The 17,287-nt window shown below is 47.8% G+C and carries 16 protein-coding genes; 9 read left to right on the top strand and 7 right to left on the bottom strand.

From position 1 onward, the window contains the following. Window positions 1-86: 86 nt before the first annotated feature. Window positions 87-656, top strand: a complete 570-nt coding sequence (locus FJM74_RS20165) for a hypothetical protein (RefSeq protein ID WP_187264448.1) — start codon at window positions 87-89, stop codon at window positions 654-656. A 42-nt stretch (window positions 657-698) separates the two neighbouring features. On the opposite strand, the gene FJM74_RS20160 is transcribed toward FJM74_RS20165, so the two are convergent. The 4 genes from FJM74_RS20160 to era form a co-directional block, all read right to left on the bottom strand. Further along, entirely contained in the window at window positions 699-872 is a 174-nt protein-coding gene (locus FJM74_RS20160) for a hypothetical protein (protein WP_187264447.1), read from the bottom strand. Between the two features lie 168 nt (window positions 873-1,040). After that, complete coding sequence (locus FJM74_RS20155; RefSeq protein ID WP_187264446.1) at window positions 1,041-1,217, bottom strand: hypothetical protein; 177 nt, start codon at window positions 1,215-1,217, stop codon at window positions 1,041-1,043. A 74-nt stretch (window positions 1,218-1,291) separates the two neighbouring features. Further along, a complete protein-coding gene (der, locus tag FJM74_RS20150) occupies window positions 1,292-2,605 on the bottom strand; it encodes a ribosome biogenesis GTPase Der (protein WP_187264445.1) in 1,314 nt (437 codons plus the stop codon). A gap of 69 nt (window positions 2,606-2,674) precedes the next feature. After that, window positions 2,675-3,565, bottom strand: a complete 891-nt coding sequence (gene era / locus FJM74_RS20145) for a GTPase Era (RefSeq protein WP_187264444.1) — start codon at window positions 3,563-3,565, stop codon at window positions 2,675-2,677. A gap of 443 nt (window positions 3,566-4,008) precedes the next feature. Here era and hemH point away from each other — a divergent pair, with 443 nt between their 5' ends. Next, window positions 4,009-5,037: a ferrochelatase gene (hemH, locus tag FJM74_RS20140; RefSeq protein WP_187264443.1), complete on the top strand. Its 1,029-nt coding sequence runs from the start codon at window positions 4,009-4,011 to the stop codon at window positions 5,035-5,037. A 272-nt stretch (window positions 5,038-5,309) separates the two neighbouring features. On the opposite strand, the gene FJM74_RS20135 is transcribed toward hemH, so the two are convergent. The 3 genes from FJM74_RS20135 to glmM all read right to left on the bottom strand — a co-directional run bounded on the left by FJM74_RS20135 (window position 5,310) and on the right by glmM (window position 8,671). Next, window positions 5,310-5,891, bottom strand: coding sequence for an LOG family protein (locus FJM74_RS20135; protein ID WP_187264442.1), 582 nt, complete (start codon window positions 5,889-5,891; stop codon window positions 5,310-5,312). A 105-nt stretch (window positions 5,892-5,996) separates the two neighbouring features. Then, window positions 5,997-7,139: a cysteine desulfurase family protein gene (locus FJM74_RS20130; protein WP_187264441.1), complete on the bottom strand. Its 1,143-nt coding sequence runs from the start codon at window positions 7,137-7,139 to the stop codon at window positions 5,997-5,999. 140 nt (window positions 7,140-7,279) lie between these two features. Further along, window positions 7,280-8,671, bottom strand: coding sequence for a phosphoglucosamine mutase (gene glmM / locus FJM74_RS20125; RefSeq protein WP_187264440.1), 1,392 nt, complete (start codon window positions 8,669-8,671; stop codon window positions 7,280-7,282). Between the two features lie 416 nt (window positions 8,672-9,087). Here glmM and mazG point away from each other — a divergent pair, with 416 nt between their 5' ends. From mazG to FJM74_RS20090, 7 genes are all read left to right on the top strand, one after another. Then, window positions 9,088-9,897, top strand: coding sequence for a nucleoside triphosphate pyrophosphohydrolase (mazG, locus tag FJM74_RS20120; protein ID WP_187264439.1), 810 nt, complete (start codon window positions 9,088-9,090; stop codon window positions 9,895-9,897). A 529-nt stretch (window positions 9,898-10,426) separates the two neighbouring features. Next, window positions 10,427-11,314, top strand: coding sequence for a MotA/TolQ/ExbB proton channel family protein (locus tag FJM74_RS20115; RefSeq protein ID WP_187264438.1), 888 nt, complete (start codon window positions 10,427-10,429; stop codon window positions 11,312-11,314). A gap of 16 nt (window positions 11,315-11,330) precedes the next feature. Continuing rightward, a complete protein-coding gene (locus FJM74_RS20110; protein WP_187264437.1) occupies window positions 11,331-11,936 on the top strand; it encodes an ExbD/TolR family protein in 606 nt (201 codons plus the stop codon). A gap of 15 nt (window positions 11,937-11,951) precedes the next feature. Beyond that, window positions 11,952-12,467, top strand: coding sequence for an ExbD/TolR family protein (locus FJM74_RS20105; RefSeq protein ID WP_187264436.1), 516 nt, complete (start codon window positions 11,952-11,954; stop codon window positions 12,465-12,467). Between the two features lie 15 nt (window positions 12,468-12,482). Beyond that, window positions 12,483-13,319, top strand: a complete 837-nt coding sequence (locus FJM74_RS20100) for an energy transducer TonB (RefSeq protein WP_187264435.1) — start codon at window positions 12,483-12,485, stop codon at window positions 13,317-13,319. Window positions 13,320-14,533: 1,214 nt separating this feature from the next. Further along, window positions 14,534-15,484 (top strand): PstS family phosphate ABC transporter substrate-binding protein, encoded by a 951-nt coding sequence (locus tag FJM74_RS20095; protein ID WP_187264434.1) that lies wholly within the window; start codon window positions 14,534-14,536, stop codon window positions 15,482-15,484. A gap of 45 nt (window positions 15,485-15,529) precedes the next feature. Next, the gene (locus FJM74_RS20090; protein ID WP_187264433.1) at window positions 15,530-17,116 is read left to right on the top strand and encodes a tetratricopeptide repeat protein; all 1,587 of its coding nucleotides are present in this window, start codon (window positions 15,530-15,532) and stop codon (window positions 17,114-17,116) included. Window positions 17,117-17,287 lie beyond the last annotated feature (171 nt).

The raw sequence follows: 17,287 nt of genomic DNA, 5'->3' as shown, positions 1-17,287 counted from the left end.
AAATTACTTCAACTTTGCAGGCCCTGTTGCAGTAAATAAAAAAAATAGCTGCCTTTGTTGAAGCAATTTTCTTAAGACAACTTTTTATGCATACCATTGAGCCTTTTTATAACTGGCTGGAGCTATACGCTGCCAACGAAGACCCGCGATCGCCTCTATACGGCGCAGAAAACAGCCTTACCGACTTTACGCATACCATTTATGGCTACTACATACACCCGCAATGGGACGACATCGACTCCGAAACACTTTTCATAAAAATTCTATACGCCGACTATGACCTCGGCTACGCAGTGATAGAGTTTATGGGAGAGTGGAACGACACGCTCAACAACGACATCATGAAGCTGAAGCGCAACATCATCGACCCGATGGTGCAGGAAGGCATCAGGCACTTTATCCTCATAGGCGAGAACGTGTTTAATTTTCACGGATCGGACGATGCCTACTATGAGGAGTGGTTCGAGGATGTGGAAGATGGCTGGATTGCGGCCGTCTGCTTCCGGGACTTTGTGCTGGCGGAGATGCGCAACTACAGCATCGACTACTATATAAACTCCGGCGGAATTTTGGAAGAAGTGCCCTGGCGCACCTTTACACCCAAGCATCTGTTCGGCCTGATAAATGGCATGATGCAGAAAAGGCTGGGCAGCTAAAGCATGAAAGAGGGGCTATGGGGCCCCTCTTTCATGCTTTAGTTAGTTTTTGCGTTCGGCTGCGTCTTCCAGGTCATCTGCCACGTCTTCTGCTTCGTCTTCCACATCATCAGCAGCGTCTTCTACCCGGTCTTCTGCTTTTTCTTCTCTGGTGGTCTCGCAGGAAGCCAGGGTAAAAAAGCCTGCTGCCAGCATCATGTATACTGTCTTTTTCATGTTGTTACGTTTTGATTTTTATGTATCGAAAATCATTCCTGCCGCTGCAGCAGGATCAGCACAACTTACGCACTCCTGCATATTAAGTTAGCGCTATAAAGCAAAAAGGCGCCCAGAGGGCGCCTTTTTGCTAAACCAGGCCGGGGCCATGGCTTATGTTTCTTCAGCCTACAAAGAAGTAGTATCTACTTCAGTAGTTACAGTGTCAACGTCCATCATGGTGGCGTCATCTTCTTCTACAATGATCTCGTCAGTAGTTGTTGTCTCTTCAGTAGTAGTTCCAGACTCGCAAGAAGCAAATACGAAAAGGCCAGCAACAAATAATAAACCGAATACTTTTTTCATGATGATATGATGATTAGGTTGAATAAAGGTTCAAATATAACACCATATCTGAATATAGTAATAAATAACGGCCTCTATTTTTTCCGGAATACTAGGTTAATCGGCACACCATCGAATCCGAAGTGCTTCCGGACGCTGTTTTCGAGGTAACGCTTGTAGGGGTCTTTGATGTACTGCGGCAGGTTGCAGAAAAAGGCAAATGTGGGGTTGTGCGTAGGCAGCTGCGTAATATATTTAATTTTCACGAACTTACCTTTGGTAGCCGGTGGCGGATAGCGCTCAATTTCCGGCAGTATTTTGTCGTTTAGCTTAGAGGTCGAGATTTTCTGTGTCTTGTTCTCATACACCTGCATGGCCGTTTCGATGGCTTTGTGCACGCGCTGCTTGGTAACTACCGACGTAAAGATAACCGGCACGTATTTGATAGGTGCAATTTTGTCCAGTATCTCCTCTTCAAACTCTTTGGTAGAGTTTGTTTCTTTTTCTACCAGGTCCCACTTGTTCACCAGTATCACAATGCCTTTGCGGTTCTTTTCGGCCAGCGTGATCAGGTTCACGTCCTGCGCCTCTATGCCACGCGTGGCATCCAGCATAATAATACAAACGTCAGAATCTTCGAGGGCACGCATTGAGCGCATGACCGAGTAGAATTCTATGTCTTCGCTCACCTTGCTTTTGCGGCGCACACCGGCCGTGTCTACAATAATAAACTCTTTGCCGAAGGCGTTGTAGCGCGAGTCGATGGCATCGCGGGTGGTGCCGGCAATATCGGTAACGATGTTGCGCTCCACGCCCAGCAGCAGGTTCACAAACGACGACTTGCCCACGTTTGGCCGGCCAAGCACCGCAAACTTCGGAATGCCGGCATTCGGATCCTCCACGCCTTCGTCTTTGAAATGTGTGATAACGGCGTCGAGCAGCTCGCCGGTGCCGGAGCCGTTCTGCGAAGATACCGGGAAAATCTCCAGTCCGATGCCCAGCGCATAGAACTCACCCATCTGGTGCGCCCGCGCATTGCTGTCGGCTTTGTTGGCCACAATGTAGATTGGCTTGTCGGTGCGGCGCAGGTAGTTGGCGAATTCCTCGTCCAGGCCGGTGAGGCCGGCATCCACGTCTACCATAAACAGGATCACATCGGCTTCTTTTATGGCCAGCTCCACCTGCTTGTTTATTTCCTCCTCAAAAATATCGTCGGTGCCGTGCACGTAGCCACCGGTGTCTATTACAGTAAAGTATTTGCCCACCCAGTCGCCGTGTCCGTAGCTGCGGTCGCGGGTTACGCCGCTCACGTTGTCCATGATGGCCTTTCGGTGGCCAATGAGTCGGTTAAAAAGCGTAGACTTGCCCACGTTAGGGCGGCCTACAATGGCAATGATGTTAGATGACATCGAATAAAAATAAAATAGTTAAAGTGCCCCCGGTGCACCCTGCACCGAAGCTTTATCTGTGCTGATTTTCTACTCGCCGCTATAGCCGAAGCGCCGTAGCAGCTTCTGGTCTGTTCGCCAGTTTTCGTTCACGCGCACATACAAATCAAGAAATATCTTTTTCTGGAAAAACTCTTCCATGTCTTTGCGGGCCTGTGTGCCCACTTTTTTGAGCGCCTCGCCTTTGTGGCCGATCAGAATGCCTTTCTGGCTCTTGCGCTCCACGCTGATCTCGGCCCGGATGCGGATAATGGTTTCCTCTTCCTTAAATTCCTCTATCACCACTTCGGAGCTGTAGGGAATTTCTTTTTTGTAGTTCAGGAAAATCTTCTCCCGGATCATCTCCGACACAAAGAAACGCTCCGGCTTGTCGGTGAGTTCATCTTTGGGGAAATAAGCCGGATGCTCGGGCACATAATGCAGCAGCCGCTGGAACAGGTGGTCGAGGCCGAAGTTGTGCAGCGCCGAGATGGGCAGTATTTCGGTGGGCTGCATCCTCTCCTGCCAGTAGGCCACCTTCTCGGTCAGTTCCTCTTCGGTGGCCTGGTCTATTTTGTTGATGAGCAGCAGAATAGGCACCTGCGCATGCTTCAGCCGCGCAATCACATCGTCCTCGTCGTGCTTCTCATAAATGTCGGTCATGAACAGGATCACGTCGGCATCTTCGAGGGAGGTGCGCACAAAACTCATCATCGACTCGTGCAACGCGTACTGCGGCTTAATGATGCCGGGCGTATCGGAATACACCAACTGGAAATCGTCGCCGTTCAGAATCCCCATAATGCGGTGCCGTGTAGTCTGGGCCTTGGAGGTGATGATGGAGAGCTTTTCGCCTACCAGAGCATTCATCAGCGTAGACTTGCCAACGTTCGGCTTACCCACGATACTTACAAAACCGGCTTTATGAGGAGTTTCAGACATGCGCTTAAATTTGAGGTTGCAAAAGTACTTCTTTTTTACGTAGAATCCTTGTGCGTGAATTAATTATGAATTGTGAGTGAAAGCATTTTACTTTAGGAAGAAGTGTATGTGTCTACATAGCATCGGCAGCAGCTGGGGCAATAGGCTCTGGAGGGCAGTTTTTATTAGAAAAATTTTGCGGTCGTCTCTGAGGCCGAAACCTGGTTGTTTGTCTACAGTGCCCTGTTATTCGGAGTAAACCAATTATTCTAATGAAAAAGGCCCTCCAGAGCCCCTGGCACCTGCTGCTATGTCCATACGAATCCTTGCCTTACTAATCATTCTCCCAATCGCTCTCATTCACTCAATCAAAATTCAGAACTTCTCTTCTTCAAAATTAATTCTAAACAAAACTAACGGGTTCTTGTTCGTATCTTTGTACCCGGAAATCAGTTCAAGGTCTTATGAGTAAGAAATCGACAGGCAAAATTGGCGTATTGCTGGTAAACCTGGGTACGCCAGACACGCCCAACACGCCTGATGTAAGAAAGTACCTGCGCGAGTTCCTGATGGACAAGCGTGTTATTGATATGCCCGTAGTGCAGCGCTATGCTTTGATCAATGGCATCATTGCGCCGTTTCGGGCGCCTAAATCGGCTAAAGTATACAAGGAGCTGTGGACTGAACGCGGTTCGCCGCTGCTCTTCCATGGCCACGACCTGCAGCAGAAACTGCAGGAAGCGCTCGGCAGCGACTATCACGTGGCATTTGGCATGCGCTACCAGAGCCCGAGCATACAAAGTGCGCTGGAGGAACTGCGCGAGCAGAGCGTAGACCGGATCATTGTGCTGCCGCTGTTCCCGCAATACGCCTCGGCCTCTACCGGTTCGGTGCAGGACAAGGTGATGGAGATCGTGAAAGACTGGTGGGTGATTCCGAACATCAGCTTTATATCCTCTTTCTGCGACGACGAAGGATTTATCAACGCATTCGCAACGCTTGGCAAGCAGCACATGGCCCAGGACGACTACGACCACGTGGTGTTCAGCTACCATGGTGTGCCGGAGCGCCACATACTCAAGGGCAGCGACAAAGGTTACTGCAAGCTCGGCTCCTGCTGCAACACGTACCACAAACGGAACAAATACTGCTACCGCGCCTCCTGCTTTGTTACCTCCAGGCTGCTGGCGGCAGAGCTTGGCCTGCGCGAAGACCAGTATTCGGTGGCTTTCCAGTCGCGGCTCGGCAAAGATCCCTGGCTTACGCCCTACACCGATTTTATTCTGAAAGACCTTCCGGCCAAAGGCATCAAAAAAGTGCTGGCCTATAGCCCTGCCTTCGTAGCCGATTGCCTGGAAACCACCATTGAGGTGGGCGAAGAGTTTCGGGAGATGTTTTTGGAGGCAGGCGGCGAGAAATGGCAGTTGGTGGAAAGCCTGAACTCGCACCCGCTCTGGGTAGAGGCCGTGAAAGAGATGGTGCTGAAAAACTAGAGCGGCTGCGGAGTCCTGCTTCTGCCGTTTCTGTTCCTAAAAAAGGAAGCGCCGGTGCTAACCAATGGTACCGGCGCTTTCTTTTACGTCAGAATACAATCAGATAAATATTGTGCCGCGAGCCGGCGATGAAGAAAGCCTCCGGATTTTTGAATTATTTGAATAAAAAAGGCCTTCCAAAGCTCTTTTTCTCCTGATACTGCTTCATATACATCTCGCTCTCCTCACAAAGCAGCCCCTACTGTGCTATAGCATATAGAATTGCTAACAATCTATATCCTTTCAAAATCTACCAGATCATCAGAGGTGGCATTGGCAGCACCGGTCAGCTTTTGCAACAGCACCTCAGGGTCGGCTTCTACAATAATGGCCTCCCGATGGATGGGTTTGATAAAGCCTTCTGCCACACAATAGTCTATCATCTCAAAAAATCTATCGTAATAGCCCGCTACATTATAAAAGGCTACCGGCTTGCGGATAATATCCAGTTGGTTCCAGGTGATGATCTCGCATATCTCATCGAAGGTGCCGAAGCCGCCCGGCATAGCTACAAAGGCATCGGCATGGGCGGCCATCAGGGCTTTGCGCTCGTGCATGGTCTGCACCACATGCAGTTCGGTAAGCCCCATGTGTGCCTCCTCCCGATCTACCAGACTCTGCGGTATCACACCTATGGCTTTTCCTCCTCCGGCCAACACACTTTCGGCAATGGCTCCCATCAGGCCAACTTTGCCACCGCCAAATACCAATGAAATACCCTGGGCAACCATGAGCCGCCCGAGTTTGTCTGCAGCTAACGCGTATGCTTTGTTTGCACCTATATTAGCCCCACAAAATACACCTAAACTTTTCATATCTTTATTTATACGCCAGCTACTAGTTAAAGCTTGTTAATAAACAAAAAAGCTCCTTCATTTCTGAAGAAGCCATTTGCAAAGGATATTGTTCGGGAACCGATTTTAAGCCGGCACTTTTCTATACAACTGCGCCACCTTTTCGGCCACATAGTCTACCTCTTCGGCGGTATTGTACTTGCTGAAGGAGAAGCGGATGTTACCGCGGCCAGGATCTATGCCCAGCGCCTCCAGCACATGCGAGCCGGCGTTTGCCCCACTGCTGCAGGCGCTGCCGCCCGATGCCGAAATCTTGTTGATGTCGAGGCTGAAGAGCAGCATCTCGGTAATGTCGGATGGTGGCAGGCTCACACTTAATACCGTGTACAGACTTTTGCCTGCCTCTGCCGATAGTCCGTTAAAGGTCAGCCCCTCTACCTGCTGCTGCAGCTTATGTATCAGGCGGTCCTTCAGGCTTTGTATGTGCTGCTGGTGCTGGTCCATGTCGCGGTAGGCTATCTCCAGCGCCTTTGCCAACCCGATAATGCCATACACGTTTTCGGTTCCGCCCCGCATGTTGCGCTCCTGCGAGCCGCCATGGATCAGGGGCTGCACTTTTATGCCCGCATCAACATAAAGGAATCCGACACCTTTGGGTCCATGAAATTTATGGGCTGAACCTACTATAAAATTAGCGTTCAGCTTCTGGAGGTCGTGCCGGTAGTGGCCCATGGTCTGCACCGTGTCGGCATGGAAAACAGCGTGGTGCTCTTTGCAGATCGCCCCGATGGCCGCTATGTCGTTCAGGTTACCGATCTCATTGTTGGCATGCATCACCGACACCAGCGTTTGCGGATTGGTGGTCAGCAGTTCCTCCAGGTGCTCCAGGTCCAGCACCCCCTGTGCATTGTGGCGCAGGTAGCTCAGGCTCAGTTCGCCCTGCTTCTCGAGCATCTGCAGAGTATGAAGTACGGCGTGGTGCTCCAGCCGGGAGGTGACGGCGTGTTTAATGCCAAGCGTACGCACCGAACACACGATGGCGGTGTTATCGGCTTCTGTACCGCCGGAAGTGAAAAAGATTTCGGCCGGCGAGGTATGCAGCAGGCTGGCTATGGTTTTGCGGGCTTTCTCTATGGCAGAGCGCACCTCCCGCCCATGCCCATGAATGGACGATGGGTTGCCATAGTGCTCCAGCATATAGGGAGCCATGGCATCAAACACTTCTTTATCGAGTGGGGTAGTGGCCGCATTATCTAAATAAACACGCATAGCAGGTATTTTTTAATCGTTCTTATTTATCGAACCGCAAAACTACTCAAAAAAGTTGCGCCAGGGGCGGCAGACTTTTACATCGCTGCTCCTGGCGCAACTTCATCAGGGTTGTGATAATAACTTTTTACAACAGCACATCATGCTTTTTCAGAGATAATCTCTCTGATGTCGTCGATAATTTTGTTGGCCAGGTGCTCTGCCGTGGAGTTGGTGTCAGACTCAGCATAGATCCGGATGATAGGCTCGGTATTTGACTTGCGCAGGTGCACCCACTCCTTGCCGAATTCTATCTTTACCCCATCTATGGTGTTAACAGGCTGCTTGGCATAGCGCTGCTGCATCTGCACGAGCACTTTGTCCACATCCACGTCGGGGGTAAGCTCTATTTTATTCTTGGAGATGTAGTAGCTTGGGTAGGAGCTTCTGAGGCGCGTCATGCTCATGTCTGCCTTGGCCAGGTGCGTCAGGAACAAGGCAATGCCTACCAGCGCATCGCGGCCGTAGTGCAGTTCCGGGTAGATGATGCCGCCGTTTCCTTCGCCGCCGATAATGGCATTCTGCGCCTTCATCATGTTCACTACGTTCACCTCTCCCACGGCCGCAGCATAATAGTCGCCGCCGGCCTTCTCGGTTACATCGCGTAGCGCTCTTGTGGAGGAAAGGTTAGACACCGTGTTGCCCACAGTATTTTTCAGCACATAATCGGCCACGGCCACCAGCGTGTACTCTTCGCCAAACATGCTGCCGTCTTCGCTCACCAGCGCCAGGCGGTCCACATCGGGGTCTACTACTATGCCCAGGTCAAACTTGCCTCTCTCTATCAGTTTAGAGATTTCGTGCAGGTTCTCAGGAAGCGGCTCCGGGTTATGGGCAAAATGGCCGTCGGGCTCACAAAAAAGCTTCTCTATTTTGGTTACGCCCAGCGCCTCGAGCAGCATCGGCACCGCAATGCCTCCTGAGGAGTTCACACAGTCGATGGCCACCCTGAAGTCTTTGGCCGCAATTGCCCTGGCATCTACCAGGGGCAACTCAAGAATGGCCTCGATATGTTTCTGGAGGGCTTCGTCGTCTTGCCTGTAAGTGCCCAGCTCATTTACCTGCGCAAATTCAAACGATTCCTGCTCGGCCAGCTCCAGCACCAGCTTGCCTTCGGCATCAGAGATAAACTCCCCGTGTTGGTTGAGCAGCTTCAGGGCGTTCCACTGCTTGGGGTTATGGCTGGCCGTCAGAATAATGCCCCCTCCTGCCTTGTTATCAGGCACTGCCAGCTCCACGGTGGGCGTGGTAGATAGCCCAAGGTCAATCACGTTAATTCCCAGCCCCTGCAGCGTGGCGCACACCAGCTTATTCACCATATCGCCAGACAGGCGCGCATCGCGCCCTATAACAATGGTGTTATTATTTGTTGTCTGAAGCACCCAGGTGCCATAGGCAGCGGCAAACTTCACAACGTCTACCGGGGTAAGCCCATCACCGGCCTTACCTCCAATAGTACCTCTAATTCCAGATATTGATTTTATTAAAGCCACTTGTTATTATATTTTCACAGAGGCAAAAGTAGTAATAATTGTTTAATAGCTAAATCGTTGAATTCTTTTAATGACACCGGAGGGCCTAGCAGATTTATATTTGCTGCAAGTTAGCGCCTGGCACAGGGCCTGCCGGCTACCCAGCACAGGCACGGAGCCACCGCAGCCTAGCCTGAGAAAAGCCTGGCGGGCACTCCGGGAAGCAGCAGCAGAGCCTCCGGAGGGGCATTTTTATTTAAATAATTCAGACGGGCATTATTTTTTGGGAAGCTGCTTATGCGGCGCGGCAATGTACTAAGTATGTGGCACTACCGTGGCCCGGAACAGAGGTTTCGGAGCGCCTTAACAATAACATAACACAACAATCGTTGCCACAGAGCAACAACTTGGCTCTCAATTTTAATATATTTGTATTTATGGAAAACACGCAATTTGGCGAAAGCCCACGGGGAAGGCAGCTTGAGGCCTTTAACCGGCTACTCGACATTATGGAGGAACTGCGGGAAAAATGCCCTTGGGACAGAAAGCAGACCATGGAGAGCTTGCGGCACCTGACGATAGAAGAAACCTACGAACTCTCTGACGCCATTATCCGTAACGACATGCCGGAAATAAAGAAAGAACTGGGCGACATCATGCTGCACATGGTGTTTTATGCCAAGATTGCCTCCGAGCAGCAGCAGTTCGATATTGCCGAAGTGCTCAACACCCTCTGCGAGAAGCTCATTTTCCGGCACCCGCACATTTATAGCAGCACAGAGGCCACCACCGAAGAAGAGGTGAAGCGAAACTGGGAGCAGCTAAAGCTCAAGGAAGGAAACAAATCGGTGCTGGGTGGCGTACCAAGCTCGCTGCCGGCTCTTATAAAGGCCATGCGCATACAGGAAAAAGCCCGTGGAGCCGGTTTCGACTGGGAGGAGCGCACGCAGGTCTGGGAAAAGGTGCAGGAAGAGCTGGCTGAGTTCGAATCGGAGTTTAACAGGCAAGACGGCGTTGCCATAGACCAGGAAAAAGCAGCAGGCGAGTTTGGCGACCTGCTGTTCTCGCTCATAAACTTTGCCCGTTTTATAGATGTAAACCCGGAGGAGGCGCTGGAAAGAACAAACCTGAAATTCATAGATCGGTTTCGGTACCTGGAGACAGAGGCTACGAAAGACGGCAAAAAGTTACAGCACATGACGCTGAAGGAGATGGACTTTTACTGGAACAAGGCAAAAAATCGCTGAACCGGCATACAAGTTACAACATCAATTATTATATTTAAACCACACTTTCGCCAAAGCACAAGAGGCAAGGGATAATAACCTGAGCCGGAGACATTTACTGAGCAGGTCGTTTTCCAGCCACGGAAACCATATAAAATGAGAAAAGATATTTGCTGATAAAGGGCAAACAACTTACATTTAAAAGATATTTATCATTTTTATTTATGCAATTTGGGCTGTAATTGAATCCTGTTAGAGAATAATAAAGCAACTAAGACGGCAATTTCGTTTTGCATCCTTTTTTTAAATTAATTAGCTTTGTAACGGTTTATTATATAAGCTTACTTACGCTAGTTAAATAATCGCCAAACAGCTCTCTATTAGGCCCTTATATAAAAAAGGCAAAAAAAAGATCGTATTTAATTCATTATTTAAAGAAAAAATAGATATTGCAAACTAATAAAGAACTAAAACCCATTCTAAAACATTTAGTCATTACACAAACAATTTATTACAACACAAACAGCTAAACTTTAAACTTATTAAGAAAATGGAAAAAAAGACTGCAGTAGTGAGCAAAGATGCTAATGTAGAAGCCAAAGGTAGCACAGGAGGCTCTTTATTTGCTACTATCGTGATGCCAGTTGCAATTCTAGCGTGCTTCCTGATTTATATTTTTGTTTTAGGCAATGGAGCTAACTTCGAAGGCGGCAACAACGAAAACCACCCGCTACCCGGCAACTACCTGGGAATTGTATATAAAGGTGGTTATGTAGTGCCTATCCTGATGGCGCTTGTATTGCTGGTACTTATCTTCTCAATTGAGCGGACCTTTACCATCAGCAAGGCAAAAGGCACAAAGAGCGTGGCCGGTTTCGTACGTCTCATCAATTTAAAATTAAACCAGCGTGATGTTAACGGTGCTATCGCCGCCTGCGATGCACAGAAAGGCTCAGTAGCCAACGTGGTAAAGTCAGGGTTGCTGAAGTACAAGGAAATGCAGGCTGACACAGAGTTGCTGAAAGCAGAGAAGATTGCCGCCATCCAAAAAGAGATTGAGGAATCAACCTCACTGGAGCTCCCGATGCTGGAGAAAAACCTGGTAATTATCTCTACCATCGCCTCTATCTCTACCCTTACAGGTCTGATTGGTACGGTACTTGGTATGATTAAAGCGTTCTCGGCTCTTGCAGCTTCAGGTACGCCAGATGCCACCGCACTCTCCAACGGTATCTCTGAGGCCTTGATTAACACGGCTCTTGGTGTAACAGGCTCTGCTATCGCGATTATCGCTTACAACTACTTTACAAGTAAAATTGATGAACTGACGTACAGCATCGACGAGGCCGGCTTCAGCATCATTTCTACTTTTGCAGCTCAGCACGACACCGGCGCTCCTGCAACGAACACAACCACTGCAAGACAGCAAACAATTTAATTTTTAATTCAGCGAAATGCCTAGAGTAAAAGTAAAAAGAAACAAGCCTGTATTGGACATGACGCCAATGGTAGACTTGGCTTTCTTGCTAGTTACTTTCTTTATGCTGACCACTCAATTTGCTCCGGACGACGCAGTAATTGTAGATACTCCAAGTTCCGTATCAGAGATAAAAATACCGGAATCCAATGTTATCACTATAACTATAGATAAGGATAACCGCATTTTTTATGGAGTGGACGGACAGCAGACAAGAGAGAAACTTCTAGACAAGATAGGCCAGAAGTATGGGGTTACGTTTAGCGAAGATCAGAAAAAGACCTTCTCTCTCACCTCGAGCTTCGGCGTGCCGGTAAGGCAGCTTCCCGGGTTCCTGTCGATGGGAAGCGATGATCGTAAAAAAGTGAACCAGCCTGGAATTCCAATGGATTCTCTGAACAATGAGCTTTCTGAATGGGTGTGGCAGACACGTTTAACAAACCCCCAGGTAATTGTGGCCATAAAGGGTGATATAGACGCGAATTTCGGCACCATCAACAAGGTCATTAAGACGCTAGAGGACAGAAAAGTAAGCAGGTTCAACCTGATTACGGACATGGAAGCTAGACCAACATCACTATAAAAAAGGAGACATAAAATGGCAGAAGTACAAGAAAAAGCCGACTCCGGTAAGAAGGGTAAGAAACGCTCCAAGAAAATGTCTGTCCACCTGGACATGACACCGATGGTGGACCTTGCCTTCCTGCTGCTAACGTTCTTCATGCTTACAACTACCTTTAGTAAGCCGCAGACCATGGAGATCCAGATGCCGGTGAAACCTGATAATATAGAGGACCTAACTCCTGTGAAGGCGGATAATGCCACTACTATTATACTGGGTGAAGATGATAAGATCTATTACTACTTTGGTTTAGTTGATGATAATCCGGAGGTGTTGACCTCTGATTATTCAGCAAACGGAATCAGAAAGGTTTTACTGGCACCACGTATCCGGCAAAACGATAAAATGGTGGTAATGATTAAGCCTATGGATGGTGCCCGTTATAAAAACATGGTAGATATCTTGGATGAGATGAAGATCACAGACACGAAAAGATTTGCCATGGTAGACATAACCGAGCAAGACAAAGAATTAGTACTGAATCAGAATTAATTAAAACTAAAAAAAATGGAAGTTAGTAAGTTAGCAAAAGCATCGCTCGATGATATCGTCTTCGCAGGACGAAACCGGGCATATGGTGCCTACCTACTTCGAAGACTTTACAACAAACATATTACGCAGGCTGCAATTATTTCTATTCTGCTATTTGCTGCTTTTATAAGCATCCCGCTTGTAAAAGAAGCAATTAAAGGAGAAGCACCTCCTGCCCCGGTAATTGAACGTGTTGTAACAGAAGTAGAACTGGCCCAACCACCCCCAGTAGAAAACACGCCGCCACCACCGCCACCGCCGCCGCCGCCGCCAGATGCGCCGCCGCCGCCACCGCCACAACAGGCAACCGTAAAATATACGCCGCCTGTTGTAAAAAGAAATGAGGAGGTACGCGACGATGAAGAGGACCTGGCTGAAGCGAAAGAGCTAGTGGAGATATCGGCCGGTATTAAAACGCAGGAAGGTGTTAAGAACATGCCTGCGGCCCCAATCGGCGATATAAACGGTACAGGTGCTGTAGCAGAAGTAGTGGAAGAAAAACCCTATACATTTGCAGAACAGATGCCTTCGTTCCCTGGTGGTGAAGCAGCCATGTTTGGTTACATCAGCAAAGCCATAAAGTACCCTCAACAAGCTATTCGGGCTGGTGTGGAAGGAACAGTGTATGTTTCTTTCGTAGTAAGCAAAACCGGAGAGATCAGTGATATTCAGGTACTGAGAGGCCTGGGTGCCGGTTGCGACGAAGAAGCCATCCGGGTTATAAAAAGCATGCCGAACTGGACTCCAGGAAAGCAAAATGGTAGAGCAGTACCAGTAAGGTATAACATTCCGATTAAGTACACACTTAAGTAATTTTATACCGCTGCAAACAAAAGAGCCTCCTTTTAACCAGGGAGGCTCTTTTGTTTGCAGCGGTATAAAAAAGACAGGTAACGAAGCACAAATGGGTGTACAACAAAAAGCCCTGTACCCTATTGATATTACTACCTGGCACAGGAAGGAATTATTGTAATGAAACAGGACCTCCAGAGGCTTTTTTGCCTGAATCGGGTTTGCCAGGATTTTAAAATGAGCAGGATTGAGGGAGCAGAAGGAGTAATCCATCCATAATTTCTATGCTTTAATTTCTAATCTGCCGTAGAACCCAAGCCGGGCTAGAATGAAGCTATTTTCAGTAGGAAACTCTGCACGTTGTCCATACACCCGAACCATTTCCAAGATAAGGGCGGCAGGAGCAACAGTAACCTTTGGAAAGGCATTGTTTATGCAAATGTTTCGTTCTGTAAAACAGGCCCCGAGCTTTTATCTCAGGAACTCTGTTTTACAGAAGGATCAGGAACAAGACACAGGGCTTTGCATTTGCATAAAAAGTAAGACAAATCCGAAAAGTTATAGCTGTTATGTCACTTTCTCTAACAATCAACAATAAGCAACCAGCGATCAAATTATTAGAATCAAAAAGCCCCTCAGGAGGTCTTGCCGAGGCTTTATAGAATGGGTCCTACTGGGGAATAGACAAACCGTCGGGTGTTGAGCAGCAGTAGAAATGGCCTCACCTGGAGAAATAAGACACTCGGGTGACATCAGGCAGATAAAAACTCACACCTATGCTGTTACCTTGCGTCGCGGCCGATATAACATAATCCATACACCTGAGAGTAGGTACTTATAAAATGCATCGAAATAAGAAAGGTAGAGGCCGGTAAAAGAAAAATCAGTTTTAAAGGTCTCCCGAGAATATGTAAAAGAAAAGCATTATATTAGATATAGGAAAACTTTAGCTGCCACCAAACAACGATTAGTTTAAGGGAAATTATAAAAAACAGTTATGCTACCACCCAGAAAAGAAAGACCACAGCCCACGGCCTTGAAGAAAGCAGTATTTTACTTCACACTGATAATGACCCTCATATATATTGGGGCGGGCGCTTTTCTTTTGTTCGTAGATACAAAACAATATAATCTGAACCTGCCTAAAAATATGAAATTAATATTAGGAGTAACGCTAATATTATACGGAATTATTAGATTTGTAAGAGTTTACCAAAAAAGTTCTCAAGGAAGGCATGATAAATTTAAGGATTAAAGAATGGGCTGTATGGAAGGCAATGGTCCTAGTGCTGCTGGCAACAGCCTGTGGCAATTCTGATACGCCTGCCGATACACCAACATCCGGGAATATCACTATCAGTATCGATGAGTCTTTTCAACCCATAATGGATAGCCAGGTCTACACCTTCGAGACCATCTATAAGTATGCTAAACTGAACCCGCAGTATAAATCAGAAGGGGCCGTGATTCAGGACCTGCTGAACGACAGCACCAGGGTTGCCGTTCTGTCACGGGAACTGAGGCCGGAGGAAAAGGCAGTCTTTGATCAGCGAAAAATCATACCCAGAACGGTAAAAATAGCCATCGATGCTGTGGCCCTGATCGTGCACAAAGATAACCCAGACACCTTACTGACCATGTCGGAAGTGCAAGGGATCTTTAGTGGCCAGGTAACCTCCTGGAGCGACCTTAGCCCTGAGAACAAGATCAACGGCCTGACGATCGTGTTCGACAACAACAACTCCAGCACAGCCCGCTTTGTTAAAGATTCTATCATTTCAAACCAGCCACTGCCCAAAAACACGTATGCCAGCAATTCGCACGAGGCACTGATAGATTATGTATCGAAGAACGAGAATTCTGTTGGCGTAATTGGCGTAAACTGGATAAGCGACTTCGACGACACCACTGCTGTGCGGTTTATGGAAAAAATTAAAGTTGTAGGAATAAGCTCGGAACCTGAGCCGGCAAGTACCGATAGCTACTTTCAGCCCTACCAGGCGTATATAGCACAGGGAACTTATCCGCTACGAAGATACCTTTATATTATAAGTACAGAAGGCAGGACAGGGCTTGGCACAGGTTTTGCCTCCTTTATAGCTGGAGACAAAGGCCAGCGCATCTTCCTGAAATCAGGGCTTGTGCCAGCCACCATGCCAGTCCGTATAATTGGTCTGCAGCGATAGATTAACTTACTAGACTAAACAATAACTACTCTAAATTTTAAAACGATGACCAACAAGTGGAAGTATATCCTCCTTATGGCAACAGCTATCCCTACAGCAGGTGCAGTAGCACAAACTGTTGACCAGGGAAGAATGGCCGTTGATCTGGAAAAATATCAGCAAGCTAAATCATATTACAAATCACAGTTGAATAGCAAGGAAGCTGATAAAGCTTATTTTGCGCTGGGAGATGTATACCTTAGAACAGAAAAGCCAGACTCTGCTGCCTATTATTTTAATCAAGGGCTAGCTCAGAACTCAAAGTCTGCCATCAGCATGGTGGGACTGGGTAAACTGGAGCTGGAAAAAGGGAATAAAGCTGCGGCTGAAAGCCATTTCGAGAAAGCCGTAAAACAAAGCAAAGGAAAAGACCCTTATGTTCTGACGATGATAGGCGAAGCTTATGTGGAGTCTAATGAGACCGACATGAGCAAAGCGATTGAGTATCTGAACCAGGCCATTCAGCGCGACAACAAGAACCCTGTAACATTTGTAGTACTTGGAGACGCCTATCTGAAACAAAATGATGGCGGAAAAGCCCTGACTAACTACGACCAGGCCATTCTGGTAAATAACAAGTATCCGAAGGCGCACCTGAGGGTAGGTCAGGTTTATACCCGGTCACGAAACTACGAAGCGGCAGAAGAAGCCTTTAAAAAGGCAATAGCAGCAGATCCGAATTATGCGCCGGCTTACCACGACCTGGGAGAGATGTACTACTTCGATGGCAAATTCGATCAGGCAGTATCCACCTTTAAAAAGTATGTGGATATGGCTGAAAACACCAGCGAAACACGGGCAAAATATGCCTCCTTCCTGTTCCTGACAAAGGACTATCAGAAGACCCTTGCCGAAGTACAGGAAGTACTGAAGGAGGAGCCTAACCACACGGTTATGAACCGTTTGCAGGCGTACTCTTTGTATGAACTCGGTCAGCATGAGCAGGCACTTAAGGCAATGGAAACATTCTTTGCCAAAGTAGATAAAAATAAAGTGCGCGCCGGCGACTACGAGTACTACAGCAAAATGCTGGCAAAGAATAATCAGCGACCTAAGGCCATCGAAAATCTGGAAAAGGCGCTGGCTATGGAGCCAAACAAAGCGGAGATTTACACCGACCTGGCCAATATGTATGCCAGCAACGAGGAGTACGACAAAGCCGTGGGTGTTTATGAAAGGAAATTCGAGAAAGCCGACCCATCTAATATCGACTACTATTATATAGGCAATATTTATATGATGGCAGGCGATTTCAAGAAAGCGGATGAGACATACGCTAAAATCACGGAGACTAACCCCACCTATGCCTACGCTCACTTATGGAGAGCAAGAGCTAGCGCGAGCCTTGACCCGGAGTCCACAGAAGGATTAGCAAAACCTCATTATGAGGAGTTTATCAAACTTGCTCAGGCCGACCCAGAAAAATTTAAGAAAGATCTGGTTGAAGCTAACGTGTATCTTGGCTATTACTATTATCTGAAAGCAGATAAAGAGAATGCTGCCAAATTTTACCAGGAAGCAAAGAACCTGGATCCGGCAAACCCACAGGCTGAAGCCGCCCTTGCCGAGTTGAGCAAAACAACTAAAAAGTAACCTGCTTTAGTTCATAAAAAAAAGCCTGTTCCACCCGGAGCAGGCTTTTTTTTATGAACTGTTCCTTTCAAGGTTCGAGCCCTATTGTTCGCTTAGCTGCAGGAGCAGAATAGGCTCTGGAGGGGCATTTTGATTTGAATAATTTAGGTAATGGGCTAATTATTCAATTTG

Origin of the sequence: Pontibacter beigongshangensis (assembly GCF_014332515.1) — a bacterium.
GTDB classification, from domain to species: domain Bacteria; phylum Bacteroidota; class Bacteroidia; order Cytophagales; family Hymenobacteraceae; genus Pontibacter; species Pontibacter beigongshangensis.
The sequence above is the reverse complement of the archived record's forward strand: the minus strand, read 5'-3'. Positions and strand labels throughout refer to the sequence as shown.